This window comes from Variovorax sp. VaC1 (assembly GCF_043658315.1).
In the GTDB taxonomy this organism is placed as follows: Bacteria; Pseudomonadota; Gammaproteobacteria; order Burkholderiales; family Burkholderiaceae_C; genus Variovorax.
Map to the genome: position 1 here is coordinate 340,739 of NZ_JBIGLT010000007.1, position 14,375 is coordinate 355,113.

The 14,375-nt window shown below is 68.6% G+C and carries 8 protein-coding genes; 4 read left to right on the plus strand and 4 right to left on the minus strand.

Going from position 1 to position 14,375, the window contains the following annotated elements; genetic code table 11:
- Positions 1–6: 6 nt before the first annotated feature.
- Positions 7–5,679 carry an MG2 domain-containing protein gene (locus ACGLHS_RS27080; protein ID WP_394484835.1) on the minus strand — a complete coding sequence of 1,891 codons (5,673 nt, stop codon included), beginning with the start codon at positions 5,677–5,679 and terminating at the stop codon, positions 7–9.
- 155 nt (positions 5,680–5,834) lie between these two features.
- Positions 5,835–7,346 carry a CoA-acylating methylmalonate-semialdehyde dehydrogenase gene (locus tag ACGLHS_RS27085; RefSeq protein WP_394484836.1) on the minus strand — a complete coding sequence of 504 codons (1,512 nt, stop codon included), beginning with the start codon at positions 7,344–7,346 and terminating at the stop codon, positions 5,835–5,837.
- 117 nt (positions 7,347–7,463) lie between these two features.
- On the opposite strand from ACGLHS_RS27085, the gene ACGLHS_RS27090 reads away from it, so the two are divergent.
- Positions 7,464–8,408 carry a LysR family transcriptional regulator gene (locus ACGLHS_RS27090; protein ID WP_394484838.1) on the plus strand — a complete coding sequence of 315 codons (945 nt, stop codon included), beginning with the start codon at positions 7,464–7,466 and terminating at the stop codon, positions 8,406–8,408.
- 39 nt (positions 8,409–8,447) lie between these two features.
- On the opposite strand, the gene ACGLHS_RS27095 is transcribed toward ACGLHS_RS27090, so the two are convergent.
- On the minus strand, positions 8,448–9,485 hold the full coding sequence (locus ACGLHS_RS27095; protein WP_394484840.1) for a Gfo/Idh/MocA family oxidoreductase: 1,038 nt from the start codon (positions 9,483–9,485) through the stop codon (positions 8,448–8,450).
- 8 nt (positions 9,486–9,493) lie between these two features.
- Positions 9,494–10,510: an inositol 2-dehydrogenase gene (iolG, locus tag ACGLHS_RS27100; RefSeq protein WP_394484842.1), complete on the minus strand. Its 1,017-nt coding sequence runs from the start codon at positions 10,508–10,510 to the stop codon at positions 9,494–9,496.
- Between the two features lie 270 nt (positions 10,511–10,780).
- On the opposite strand from iolG, the gene ACGLHS_RS27105 reads away from it, so the two are divergent.
- From ACGLHS_RS27105 to ACGLHS_RS27115, 3 genes are read left to right on the plus strand one after another with little or no spacing between them, the layout of a single operon-like run.
- Positions 10,781–11,746, plus strand: a complete 966-nt coding sequence (locus tag ACGLHS_RS27105) for a sugar ABC transporter substrate-binding protein (protein WP_394484843.1) — start codon at positions 10,781–10,783, stop codon at positions 11,744–11,746.
- A 10-nt stretch (positions 11,747–11,756) separates the two neighbouring features.
- On the plus strand, positions 11,757–13,322 hold the full coding sequence (locus ACGLHS_RS27110; RefSeq protein ID WP_394484845.1) for a sugar ABC transporter ATP-binding protein: 1,566 nt from the start codon (positions 11,757–11,759) through the stop codon (positions 13,320–13,322).
- A 36-nt stretch (positions 13,323–13,358) separates the two neighbouring features.
- Positions 13,359–14,363, plus strand: coding sequence for an ABC transporter permease (locus ACGLHS_RS27115; protein ID WP_093246481.1), 1,005 nt, complete (start codon positions 13,359–13,361; stop codon positions 14,361–14,363).
- The last annotated feature ends 12 nt before the right edge of the window (positions 14,364–14,375 follow it).

The following is a 14,375-nucleotide window of genomic DNA, read 5'->3' on the forward strand; positions in this document are numbered from 1 at the left end:
TTTTTCTCAAGGTTTCACTGTCATGGTCTGGGCGGTGCCCTCGCCGAAAACTTCGGGCGCGTACATGGCCTCCACGCGCACCGGCGGCAACTTGAAGTCGCCCGCGTTGTTCAGCCGCACGCTGTATTCAACGCGCCAGTTGCCTCGCGGCACATAGCGGAAATACGCGCGGTAGCTGTCGGTGGTGCGTTCGATGTAGCTGGGCCAGGCCCAGCCTTCGCTGGTTTCGCCACGCTGCGCGAGATTGCTCTCGCGGCCCAGGCCGCGGCCGAGCTGGCTCGCGCCCGAGGGCACGGCGTCGCGCACCACCACCCAGGTCTGTTCGGCGGTCGATTCGAGATCCAGCCGCACGCGGTAGACGTCGCCCACCGACCACTGGCCCTTGCGCTTCTGTTCGACCGGCGTGACGCTGCGGTGCACCACAAGGCCGTTGGCGACGGGTTGCGTGTTGCGCACCGCGGCCACCGTGCTGATGGTGGCCCAGGGCTTGCCGCTGCCTTCGTGGCGCAGCTGCAGCGCGCCCTGGGCGCCTTGCGCGGGCCAAGGCAGCAGCATGCTCGGGGCCTTGGCCTCGGCCCAAACCGCATCGCGCGTGTTGCTGCCCAACGTGGCGCGCGTCGTGCCATCGACCGGGCCGGCTTCGAACTGCTGCTGGAAGCGGCGCAGCGCGACCGTGCTCCAGGCATTGCCGGTGGTGGTGCTCCAGCGGCCTGCGCTCTGGCGACCGACCAGCCCTTGCGTGATGAGCGGCGCATCGGCCTTCCAGCTTGCGTCGGTCTCGGCCCATTGCTGCGCGAGCAGGGCCATGCGCGCGGCGGTGCTGTCGCCGCTCCACATGAACCACCACCAGTGCAGCGAAGATTCGTCGCGCCAGCGCAGGCGCGTGCCCTGCACGTCGAAGCGGCTGCGCAGCTGCGCGCCGGCTTCCTTCAGGGCTGCGTCGTGCTCGGCATCAGAGGTCATCGCCATGAGCGCGCGCGACCAATCGACCAGCGATTGGGCCGAGAGCGCATCGAGCGCCTTGGGACGCACCACGATCTTCGCGCGGCCGTGCTCCACTAGAGTGGCCTGCGCGGCGAGTTGTTGCGGCTCCAGGTAGTTGCGCGGCGCCCAGTCTTGCGCGGCCATGCGGCCCTGCAGCAGGGAGTCGAGCGCATCGAGCATCTGGCGGCGCGGCGCATCGGGCACGGGCCAGCTCTTGGCGTGGGCCAGGTCGAGCAGCTGCACGGTGAGCATCTCGCTGCCGGGCAGCGAGGACTCGGGGAAGTAGCGCGCCAGGCCCTTGCCGTCGATGTACTTGGGCAGCTGGGCCATCAGCTTGTCCCAACTCGCGCGGTCGTCGAGCGAGACGAAGCGCGAGCTCTGCTGTTCGAGGCAGCTGTACGGGTACTGAGCCATCCAGCGCGTGGATTCGGCAAGCGCCGCATCGACCAGGCTGGACTGCAGTGCCACGCGCACGCCGCCCGTGAGCGGCACGGCATCACGCGGCTGTACGACCGGCACGGCGCCCGTATCGGCCACCGACAGCAATGTCGACTGGCGCACCGTGGCGGTCAGCGCGGGCACCACGCGCTGCGTGACTTCCAGCGCGTCGCGTTCTTCACCGCCCTGTGCACTGATCCGCCAGCGCAGCGTGCCGGCGCCTACAGGCACGGCCACGGGCCACAGCGCTTCCTGCGTCTGGCCGGCCGCAAGGTGCACTCGGCGCTCGATCTTCAGGCCGCGCGCGGCCAATGCATCGGCGGGCACGACTTCGCGTGCGCCAGGCCATTCGCCATTGGGCTCGACCGCAGCCTCGGCCTTGAGCACCACGGCGAGCGGCGTCGTGCCGGTGTTGCGCAGGCTGAGCTTCTGCACGATAGCGTCGTCCGTGCGCAGCAACTCGGGCAAGCCGCTGAATATCTGCAGCGGCTGGGTGCTGGTGATCGTGGTCTCACCCTGGCCGAACTGTGCCTCTCCCGCGCTCGCGATGGCGACGATGCGGAACTGGGTGAGCGCGTCGTTGAGCGGAACGGTGGCGCGGGCAATACCCTCGGCGTCGGTGCGCAGGTCGGTGCGCCAGAGGATGAGCGACGAGAGGTCGGTACGCGGCGGCGACTCGTCGCGGTCGTTGGGATCGGTGACCTTGGAGGCTGAAACCATCGGAGCCGCCGCCGCGACAGGCGCGACGCCGAACATGCTGCGCGCGGCCTCGTCGTTCGGCCGGTGCTGCGGTTGCGGGCCTGTCTCCACGCGACGCAGCAGGCGCGCGTCGAGTGCGGTGGTGTGCACTGCGTTGTCCCGCGCCGCAAACATTGCGGCAGCAAGCGCCCAAGTACCGTTGGGCTTGAGCGCCAGCAGGGCCTGGTCGACCGCCACCAGGGTCACGCGCGCATCGGCCACGGGTCGGCCGGCGGCATCGCGCACCGCAACTTCCATCGGCACCTGCGCGCGCGGTCTCGCACTCGCACTCGCAGGACGCACGCCCACCGACAGCGTCCACGCGTCAGGACGAACCCGCACGCTCACCCGTTGCGTGCTCGACAGCGGCTCGCTGTTGCCTGCACCCTGCAGCGGATACACATAGCGCGCCGAGAGGTGCACATTGGGCGCATGCTGCGCACTCAGCGGCAGCGGGATGCGCTGCTCCATCGCGGTGATCGCATGCACGCTGGCGGCCATCACGCCTTCACGCTCGGTGGTGAGCAGCAGGTCCGCCGGCAGGCGTTCAGGACGCGCGACCACGATGGCCGTGTCGCCGGGACTGAATGACGGGCCGTTCTCCAACTTTAGCGCGTCACGCGCGAGCGCCGCCTGCCAGCCGAGCGTCCAGCGGTACTGCAGCATCGCTGTGCGCACGACGGCGCGGCTCCGCTTCAGGGCGGACGCGCTGGCGGTGAACAGCCATTGCTCGGCCACCTGCTGGTCCTGCGCGTTGGCAGGCAGCTGCCACTCGCACGCCCACTGGCCCTGCGCGTCAGTGCGGGTGCTGCACACCTCCACCTCGAGCCCGACATCCGTGATCCGGTTCTGGCCGCCGCTCCAGTCCCGGCGCACCGGCTTGACGCGGACAGTCACGGGCTCATCAGCCACCGGCTGGTCCTTGTCGTCCAGCGCGATGCCTTCGATGGCCTGTGGCCGGTCGCGGTCCTTGGCGCGCAGGCGCAGGCCGAGCTTCATGCGATCGGGCCACAGCATGGCGCTGGCTCCGACGGTCTGGGTCTCGCCGTTGGGGTCCTGGAACTTGAGTTCGGTCTGCAGAAGCATCGGCCGCTCGAGCGGCGGCGCTTTCAGCCGGATCTGCGCCCTGCCGCCGCTGTCCAGTTTGAGGTCCCGTCGCGGGATAGACGCCGGCATGACCGGGGCCATGTCGATACTCTCTTCGTAGAACAAGTAACCAACACGCGGAGCCTGCACCTGGCGCAGCCAGCCCTGTTGGACGCTGACGGGCAGGCCCGCCGCGGCACCGCCGGCAAAGTAGGCCAGGCGCGCATCGAGTTGCGTGACTTGCACATCACGCTCCCAGAACGCCTTGGCGCCCAGCGCGGCATCGAACACCGGCGTGCGGAACTCCTCGACCTGGAATTGCGTGCTGGCCAGATGACTCCCACCCTGCGACAACTGGACCGTGTAGCTGCCGAGCTTGGCATCGAGTGGAATCGTCCACTGGCTTGTGGCGCTGCCGTCGGCGGCCAGCGGCACGCTGGTGGCGTTCACCTTGTCGCTCCAGCCGTAGCGGATCTCGACGTCGAGCGTGCCCGTCGGCGGCAGCGCGAAGCCGCGGCTTTCGAGCAGCCGCACCACGTGCTGCATGCTGACGGTCTCGCCGGCCTTGAAGAGGGTACGGTCGAGGACCGTGTGGGCACGCAGGTTCTGCGCCGTACGGCCGGCGTAGTAGCCGCTCCAGCCCATCGAAGCCTGCATCAGAGCCATGTCGTTGCCGGCGCGCGCGACCACCCAGGGGCCGCCGTTGTAGCCACCGCCGCTGCAGGCCAGCTTGCCGCGCAGCGCCTCTTCAGGGCGTGCCAGGCCCTGCGCATCGGTCTTGCCGCGCCATAGAAGTTCGCGTGTGCACGAATAGACCGCCACGTCCGCCCCCGCCACTGGCTGCGCACTGTCGAGCGCCGTGACCCAGACCACCGACGCGCCCGTGTCGCTGAAGTTGGCACCGGGGTTGAGGTTGGTGGCCTGCACCACCGCGTAGCGCTGGCGCGGCGTGGCGTCGGGCGACTCGTTCGGGCCCGGCGTACGGGCGTCCATGTATTCAGCAAAAGCTGCGCTGTCGGCGCGCACCACATGCAGGCCGGGCGCGGTCAACGGCACGCCGACGAACTCCATCGCGTCGCCTTGCGTAACAAGTGTCGAGGTGCGGGGCGCACCCGCCTTGGCGGTCAGCTGTTCGGCGGGCCATTGACCGTTCTGCCGGCTCTGCAGCAGTTCGATGGCGTAGGCCTCGATGCCCGCGCCCATTTCTCCGCCGAGCCGCCATTGCCGCAGCGGCATCGACTTTTCGACGCGGCGCACGGCGAAGGCCGCAACGGCAGCGGACGCGCCTGGTTGCCACGGCATGACGGACTGCGAATTCACCGCGCCGAGATACGGCGGCAGACGCGCGAACGCTACGGCCTTCGGGAACTCATTGGCGTTCGCCAGCGGCCGGCCCAGCAGGTCGCGCAGGTCCGCTGGCATCTGGAATGTGTAGCGGCTCTCTTCGCCAAAACTTCCTCCGGGCGGCATGACCTGCACCTGCGTCGTTTCCGTGGCATTGCGCCAGTTGGGCGACGGCCTGAGCGGCACCTCACTACCCGAAGCACCCACGAGGCGGATCTGCTGCGCGGTCTGCATGCCGAGAGGCGCCGAGAACGTGAGCGCCAGCGGCTGGCGCGGATCGCAGGCCTTGTTGCCCTTGGGGTACTCGACGACGGTGCAGGCGACACGGGCCGTAAAAGGCTGGCGCACCCGGTAGTTGAAGAGCCGTGGCTCCGCGTTGCCCACCGGCGCCTGTCGCAGGCGCAGTTCCACGCCTTCGGGCACGGGCTGCGCGCAGCGCAATGCCAGCGCGAAGGTGACGGACGGCACGGCGCGCCGTGCGGCATCGAGCGTGGCACCGGTCACGGGCACGGTCGGCTGGCTCAGCACTTTGTCGCCGTCGCGCCGTTCGCAGGTGAAGCCGGCGGCCAGCTGTTGCGGGTCGGCGGCTGGCTGCGGGTCGTGGTGCTGCAGCAGGAAGACCTGGTCGGGCGCGACCTCCGAACCCTCGCCTGGATAAGACGCGAAGAAACCGTAAGGACCGGCGACGAAGCCCGGGTTCGGCGGCGTAGTCACCGCCTCGCCCACCAGCGTCTTCAACCCCGCCTTGAACACGACATTGCATCGCGTCCCACCCCTCACGTCCCTCTCGAACTCGAAGGCCCAGGCACGCGGTCCGATCCAGCGCGCGCGCCCTTGCGGCGTCTGCGGCGAGCACTGCACGCTCGCGGGCTCAGCACCATCGCTCTGGCCCAGCGGCACCATATCGGCGTCGAAGCGGATCGCCAGCTGGCGCACATCGCGCGCCTCGCCCTGCGGGCTCACGCTGAGCACGCCGGCGGCGTGCAGCGGCGGGGCCGCGAGTGCAATGGCCAGGGCCAGCAGCCGCCAGAGCGCGATGCCGGCCGGGGCCGAAGTACGGGAAGTCGTCTTGTCGTTGTTCGCTGCCATTTCTCCTCGGTCCTCTCTGGTCTTCTGATGTTGGACGTGGAATGCGTCCGGGTTTCTAGGCGGTCATCGCGAACTCTACGGAAGAAACGTTTCAGGACCCGAAGGATCGGGGAGACCCCGGCGCGACAGCGGCCGGGGGCTTGCTTTTTATCTGCTTACTTGGCCGTCGGCATCACGAACTCCGCCCCCTTGCCGATGCTCTCGGGCCAACGCTGCATGACCGACTTCTGCTTGGTGTAGAAGCGCACGCCCTCTTCGCCGTAGGCGTGCATGTCGCCGAACAGGCTCTTCTTCCAGCCGCCGAAGCCGTGCCAGGCCATCGGCACCGGGATCGGCACGTTGATGCCGACCATGCCGACCTGGATGCGGCGGCTGAATTCGCGCGCCACGTTGCCGTCGCGGGTGAAGCAGCTCACGCCGTTGCCGAACTCGTGCGCGTTGACGAGGTCGATCGCGTCCTTGAAGTTGGCCACGCGCACGCAGCCGAGCACCGGGCCGAAGATCTCTTCCTTGTAGATGCGCATCTCGGGCGTGACGTGGTCGAACAGCGTGCCGCCCATCCAGAAGCCGTCGCCACAGCCATCGCCGGCCACCTTGCCGTCGAACTGGCGGCCGTCGACCAGCAGCTTCGCGCCTTCCTTCTCGCCCTGCGCGATGTAGCCGGTGATGCGCTCGTGCGCGGCGCGCGTGACGATCGGGCCCATCTCGGCCGCGAGGTTGGTGCCGTTGAGCACCTTGAGCGTCCTGGCGCGCTCGACGAGCTTGGGCACGATCTTGTCGGCCACGTCGCCCACCAGCACCGCGACGCTGATCGCCATGCAGCGCTCGCCGGCCGAGCCGTAGCCTGCGCCGATGAGTGCATCGACGGTCTGGTCGATGTCGGCGTCGGGCATGACGACCATGTGGTTCTTGGCGCCGCCCAGCGCCTGCACGCGCTTGCCGTGGCGCGCGCCGGTTTCGTAGATGTAGTTGGCGATGGGCGTGGAGCCGACGAAGCTGATGGCCTTGACGTCGGGGTGCTCCAGCAGCGCATCGACAGCGACCTTGTCGCCCTGCACCACGTTGAACACGCCGTCGGGCAGGCCGGCTTCCTTCAGCAGCTCGGCCATGCGCAGCGATGCGCTCGGGTCGGTCGGGCTGGGCTTGAGCACGAAGGTGTTGCCCGCGGCGATGGCCACCGGGAACATCCACATCGGCACCATCACCGGGAAGTTGAAAGGCGTGATGCCGGCGACCACGCCGAGCGGCTGGCGCAGCGTCCAGTTGTCGATGCCGGTGCTGACCTGGTCGGTGAAGTCGCCCTTGAGCAGCTGCGGAATGCCGCAGGCGAACTCGACGATGTCGATGCCGCGAGAGACCTCACCCTGCGCGTCGGTGAAGACCTTGCCGTGCTCGGCGGTGATGAGGTGGGCCAGCTCGTCCTTGTGCTCGTTGAGCAGCTGCAAGAACTTGAACATCACGCGGGCGCGGCGGATCGGCGGCGTGTCGGCCCAGGCCGGAAAGGCGGCCTGTGCGGCGGCCACGGCGGCCGAGACTTGCGCGGCATCGGCCAGGCCCACCTTGCCGGTGACGGCACCGGTGGCGGGGTTGGTCACGTCCTGCGTGCGGCCGGAGGTGTTGGCGGCCGGCTTGCCGGCGATGTAGTGGTCGAGGTGAACGGTGGACATGGGTCGGGGCTTTCGCGTGAAAGAAGAAGGGGGCGTTGCGGCAGTTTAGGCAGCGACCGCCGACGCGCATAGCCACGAGACTTGAACTTATTGTTCAGCATAGCGAACAATGGATGCATGAAACCTCAAAATATCGAGTCGCTGTGGACGCACCTGCACTGGCTCACGGTGCTGGCGCAGCAGGGCAGCTTCACGGCCGCCGCGCTGCGCCTGGGCGTGAGCAAGGCGGCCATGAGCCAGCGCATCGCCGAGCTGGAGCGCGCGGCCGGCGCGCCATTGGTGCAGCGCACAACGCGCAGCGTGCGGCTGACCGAAGCCGGGCAACGGCTGGTGGAAGACATGCGCACGCCCTTCGAGCAGATCGCCCACAGCTTTGCCGGCGTGCGCGACCTGGCGGGCGTGCCGCGCGGGCTGGTGCGTGTCACCGCACCGGTGGCCTTTGCGCGCCAGCAGCTGGTGCCGCGGCTGGCCGACTTCCTGCGCGCGCAGCCCGAGGTGCGGATCGAGCTCGACCTGTCGGACCGGCTCAGTTCGCTCGCCATGGAAGGCTTCGACCTCGCGATCCGGCACACGGCCTCGCCGCCCGACACGCACGTCGCCTGGACGCTGTGCGACACGCGTTCCGTGCTGGTGGCCAGCCGCGCCTATCTGCGCCGGCGTGGCACGCCGCGCGAACCGACGGCGCTGGCCGAACACGACTGCCTGCATTACCCGCGCGCGCAGGACACGCCGACCTGGCATTTCGAGGCGCGCACGGCGTCACAGAAATCAAAGACACCGCGCCTCACGGTGCCGGTGTCGGGGCCATTGGTCGCCAACAACAGCGAGGCGTTGCGCGATGCCGCGCTGACCGGCCTGGGCATTGCGCTGGTGCCCGACTTCAGCGCGCAGTCGGCGCTGCAGTCGGGCAAGCTGGTGGAGGTGCTGCCGCAATGGCGCTCGGTGGGCGCCTTCGGTGAAAGGCTCTACGCGATTCGCCCCTATGCCACGCATGTGCCGCAGGCGGTGAGCGCCTTCGTCGCGTGGCTGCGGGAAGTGCTGGCCGGCGGTTTTGCGGCCTGAACGGCAGCACAAACATCCGGCCCTCAAACGCCGAAGAGATCAGACCTTCTCGGCCTGCCCGCTGCGCAGCGAGCGCGTGATGGCCAGCCCGATGCGCGTGGCCTCCGTCGCGTCGGACAGCGTGAGCCCCAGCGCGGCCTCGCCCCGGCAGGCCGCGACGAAGGCGTTCATCTCGTGCAGGAACGCATCGCCGAAGCGCTCGAAGAAATCGCCGGTGGACGCGAAGCGCACGCCCGCGCTGTCGCTCGTCACGATCCGGTCGCGCGCCGCGTCGTGGCCGACCAGCAGCTTGCCGGCGGTGCCGATGACTTCGGTCTGCGTCTCGTGGCCGTGCGCGAAGGTGCGCGAGGCATAGAACACCGCGCGGCCACCGCCCTCGAAGTCGACCAGCGCCAGCCCGTTGTCGACGTCGCCGTGCGGCGCAAGGCCCGGGTGCATGGCGATGGTGCCGGTGGCGAAGACGCGCTCGGCGCGCGGGTTGCCCAGCATCCAGCGCGCCAGGTCGATGTCGTGCACGCTGCAGTCCATGAAGATGCCGCCGGACTGCGGCGCGTACTGCACGAAGAAGCCCGAGGGGTCGTTCATGTCGCAGGTCTGCGAGCGCACGAGAAAGGGCCGCCCGATGTCGCCACGCCCCACGCCTTCGTGGGCGCGGCGGTAGCTGGGGTCGAAGCGGCGCACGAAGCCCACCATCGCCACGCGGTCCGGATGCCGCGCCGCGACGGCCTCCACGCGTTCGCAATCGGCGAGGTCGAGCGCCAGCGGCTTTTCGACGAAGACATGCTTGCCGGCTTCGAGCGCCGCGATGGTCTGCGCCGCGTGCATGGCGGTCGGCGTGACGAGCACCACGGCGTCGATGTCGGGCGCGTGGATGAAGCGGTCGAAATCGGTGGTCAGTTGCTCGACGCCGAGTTCGCTGCGCGCGGCATCGAGCTCGGCCTGCACCGGGCTGCAGGCCCAGACGAGGCGCGCATCGCGGATGCGGTGGGCGATGTTCTCGGCATGGCGCCAGCCCAGTCGGCCGAGGCCGGCGATGCCGATGCGCAGAGGAGGTTTGCGGGTGGTGGTGTTGGTCATGGCGATGCTCATTCGGAAAAGGTGACGGGCTGTCCGGTCTCGAACGAGAGTGCCGCCGCGTCGGCCAGCTTCTGTGCCGCCACGCCGTCGTGAACCGAGCAGCGGAAGCTGCCGCCCGACTGCAGTTGCTCGAAGAAGTGCGCCATCTCCAGCTGGTAGGCCGCGCGGTAGCGCTCGAGGAAGAAGGGCTCCGGGTTGTCGGTGCGCACGCCGTTCGCGTCCATCTGCGTGACCTCGTGCGGCCGGTGGTTGCCGGCGGCCAGCAGGCCCTTGGCACCCAGCACCTCGAAGCGCTGGTCGTAGCCGTAGGCGGCGCGGCGCGAGGCGTTGATCTGGCACAGCCGGCCGGCCCGGGTGCGGATGCTGACCACCGCGCTGTCGATGTCGCCGACGGCGCCGATGGCCGGATCGACCAGGCAGGCGCCGGTGGCGCTGAGCCACGCGGCTTCATCGGGGCCGGCGCTGCCGTCGCCCTGGCCGAGGATCCAGCGGAACACGTCGAAATCGTGGATCAGCATGTCGCGAAAGATGCCGCCCGATTGCCGCAGGTATTCGGCGGGCGGTGCGCCCGGGTCGCGGCTGGTGATGACCAGCATCTCGGGCGAGCCGATGTCGCCGCGCTCGATGCGCGACTTGACCTCGTTGAAGGTCGGATCGAAGCGGCGCTGGAAGCCGATCATGCAGGCGACGCCCGCGGCGCGCACCGCTGCGGCACACGCCTCGGCGCGCGGCACGGACAAGTCCACCGGCTTCTCGCAGAAGATGTGCTTGCCCGCCTGCGCGGCGCGCAGGATCAGGTCGCTGTGCGTGGTGGTGGGCGAGGTGACGACCACCACGTCGATGGCCGGATCGGCCAGCGCCGCCTCGATGGAGCTGGCCTCGGCCCCCAGGCGATGGGCCAGCGACGACGCGCTCTCGCCCACCGGATCGCTGATGTAGCGCAAGCGCACGCCCGGCAGTGCCGCGAGGTTGGTTGCGTGAATGCGGCCGATGCGGCCAGCGCCAAAGACGGCTACCTGTTTCATGAGTCGGTGAAGTTCGCTGGAAAGCGGGTTGGGGGAAGAAAAAACGGCCGGGCGCCTCCCGCGCAAGGCCATGGCGATTCTGCGAAACCCCCTCCCAATTTGGAACAGGGTTTTCACTTATCTATTTATTTAGAAATTTCTTTGCAATTTTGATTCTTCATTTCTAGAATTTGCGTGACCGTCACACAGACGGGCCGGCCGGCGACAAACCACGCAAAAAAGCACGGCTTGCCCCAGGCAAAACCGCTCAACGCCACAGGAGACATAGAAATGAAGAACGCAACACGGCCTCTTCGCAGGGTGCTGTTCGCAGCGGCCATCGCCGCCACCCTGGCCCTGCCGGCTTCGCCGGCGCTGGCCGACAACGAGCCCGTCGCGGTGCTCTTCCACAACATGGCCGAACCCTTCTTCGTGTTCATGAACCGCGAACTGCTGGACGAGGCCCGCAAGCTCAAGGTCAAGGTGAACGTGGTCGACGGCCAGGCCAGTTCACCCAAGCAAAGCGCCGACGTGTCCAACGCGTTGACCCAAGGCGTGAGCGGCATCGTCATCGCGCCGACCGACGCCAAGGCGATGGTGCCGGCCATCAACGAGATCCTTTCCGAGAACATCCCCGTCGTGACCGTCGACCGGCGCGTGGACGGCGCGAAGAAGCCCATTCCGCATGTCGGCGCCGACAACGTGGCGGGTGGCCGGAAGATGGCGCAGTGGGTGGTGCAGAACTTCCCCGAGGGCGCGCGCATCGTCTTCCTGACGGGCCAGCCCGGCAGCAGCTCGGCCATCGACCGCGCGAAGGGCATCCACGAAGCGCTGGCCGCCGCCGGTCCCAAGTACAAGATCGTCGCGGAGCAGACCGCCAACTGGGCGCGCGACCAGGGGCTGACGGTCACGCAGAACATCCTGACCTCACTGACCGGCAACCCGCCGCAGGTGATCATTTCCGCCAACGACGACATGGCGCTCGGCGCCGTCGAGGCGATCCAGTCGGCCGGCCTCGGCAAGCAGGGCATCAAGGTGCTGGGCTACGACGCCTCGCCAGACGCGCTGAAGAAAGTGCGCGATGGCGAGATGGCCGCCACGGTGGAGCAAAGCCCCGGCCGGCAGATCCGCACCGCGCTGCAGGTGCTGGTGGCCAACATCCGCAACAGGACGGAGATCAAGACCGTCGCGATCGAGCCGATCCTCATCACGCGCACCAACATCGCCGAGGCCGCGCGCGCCGGCGAGCTCAAGTAAGGCACCGGCCATGTCGTCCACCACTGCACTGCTGTCGGTTCGCGGCGTTCGCAAATCCTTCCCGGGCGTGAAGGCGCTCGACGGCGTCCATCTCGACATCGCGCCGGGCGAGGTGCACGCGCTGCTCGGCGAAAACGGCGCGGGCAAGTCGACGCTGCTCAAGATCCTCGCGGGTGCGCAGCCGGCCGACGAAGGCACGCTCCATTTCGAGGGCCGCGCCCTGCTGCCCACCGACACGCCGATCCAGCGGCAGCGCATGGGCATCGTCACGATCTACCAGGAGTTCAACCTGCTGCCCGCGCTGTCGGTGGCGGAGAACATGTACATCGGCCGCGAGCCGCTCAGGCACGGGCTGATCGACTGGCCGCGCATGTACGCCCGCGCGCAGGAGGTGCTGACCGACCTGAAGGTCGACCTCGATCCGCGCGCCGAGGTGCGCACGCTCAGCGTGGCCAAGCAGCAGATGGTCGAGATCGCGAAGGCGATGACGGTGCAGGCCCGGCTCATCATCATGGACGAGCCGACCGCCGCGCTGAGCGGGCGCGAGGTGGGTCAGTTGCTGGACATCATCCGCGACCTGCGTTCGCGCGGCATCGGCATCATCTACGTGTCGCACAAGCTCAACGAGGTCAAGACCATCTGCGACCGCTACACGGTGTTCCGCGACGGCCGCTACGTGACGACGGGCACGGTGGCCGATGCCAGCGTCAATGACCTGGTGCGCCAGATGGTAGGCCGCGACGTGGCCGGCGTGAAGCGCCAGGCCACGAACACGCTGGGCGAGGTGGTGCTGCGGGTCGAGGGCGTGACGCGCCTGAAGGCGGTCTCGGGCACCAGCGCTACGTCGCTCTTGAACATGTCGGTGCACGTGCGGGCCGGCGAGATCGTCGGCTTTGCCGGCCTCGTGGGCGCGGGCCGCACCGAGATGGCCCGCGTGATCTTCGGCGCCGACCCCTGCGACAGCGGCACCGTGCGGCTGCGCGATGCCTTGGTAACGCTGCGCTCGCCGCGCGACGGCATCGACGCCGGCATCGTGCTGGTGCCGGAAGACCGCAAGCAACAGGGCTGCTTCCTGTCGCACTCGATCCGCCAGAACATGACGCTGCCCAGCCTCGGGCGCCTGAGCAAGATGCGCTGGTTCGTCGACGAGGCGGCCGAGACGCGGCTGATCGAGGAATACCGCCGCAAGCTGTCGATCAAGATGTCCAGCGACAAGGTGACCATCGGCACGCTGTCGGGTGGCAACCAGCAGAAGGTGCTGCTGGCGCGCTCGATGGCGCTGAACCCGAAGGTGCTGATCGTCGACGAGCCCACGCGGGGCATCGACGTGGGGGCCAAGGCCGAGGTGCACCAGGTGCTGTTCGACATGGCGGCCCAGGGGGTCGCGGTGATCGTCATCTCATCGGAGCTGCCCGAGGTGATGGCCGTGAGCGACCGCATCGTGACCTTCATGAACGGCGTGATCACCGGCTCCACGCCCGGCGGCGAAGCCACCGAAGAGCAGCTGATGCGCCTGATGGCGCTCGGCGAGGACGCGCCGCAAGAGGCTGCGCTGCCGAGCGCGCTCGCCGCCTGAGATGAAACCATCGATTCGCCCCGCAAGGAGACACCCATGACCCCCACCACCGCCACGGTCGAGGCGCGCAAGCCGCGCAGCTTCGATCTCGTGGGCTTCCTCGAAAAATACGGCGTGCTGCTGTTCCTGGTGCTGCTGATCCTGCTGTTCGCCACGCAGAACCCGCGCTTCCTGTCCACGCGCAACGTCTTCAACATCCTCACCGAAGTGTCGATCTACGGAATCATGGCGGTCGGCATGACCGGCGTGATCCTCACGGGCGGCGTCGACCTGGCGGTCGGCTCGCTGCTGGCCTTCGCCGGCATGTGCGCCGCGGCCGTGGTGATGGCGCTCGGCGGCACCTTCCCGCTGAGCTGGCTGGTCGCCCTGCTGGTGGCCTGCGGCGTCGGCATGGCGGCGGGCTACCTGCACGGCAAGACCATCACCAAGCTGAACGTGCCGCCGTTCATCGTCACGCTGGGCGGCATGACGATCTGGCGCGGCGCCACGCTGATCCTGAACGACGGCGGCCCGATCAGCGGCTTCGACGAAAGCTTTCGCTGGTGGGGGCGCGGCGACGTGCTCGGCATTCCGGTGCCGGTGCTGGTGTTCGCGGTGGTGGCCGGCGCCGGCTACGTGACGCTGCGCTACACCCGCTACGGCCGCTCGATCTACGCCGTGGGCGGCAACCCCGAAGCGGCGCGCCTGTCGGGCCTGAACGTCAAGGGCATTCTGGTGAGCGTGTACCTGCTTGTCGGCCTGCTGGCGGGCCTGAGCGGCTTCCTGCTCGCGGCGCGCCTGGGCTCCGCCGAGGCGGTGGCCGGCATTTCCTACGAGCTGCGCGTGATCGCCGCGGTGGTGATCGGCGGCACCAGCCTCTTCGGTGGCCTGGGCGGCGTGGGCGGAACCATCATCGGCTCGCTACTGCTGGGCGTGCTGCTCAACGGCCTCGTGATGCTGAACGTATCGGCCTACTACCAGCAGGTGGTGATCGGCGTGATCATCGTCATCGCGGTGGCCTTCGACACCTACGCCAAGTCGCGCCGCGGCGGCAAGCACTGATTGACTGACAAG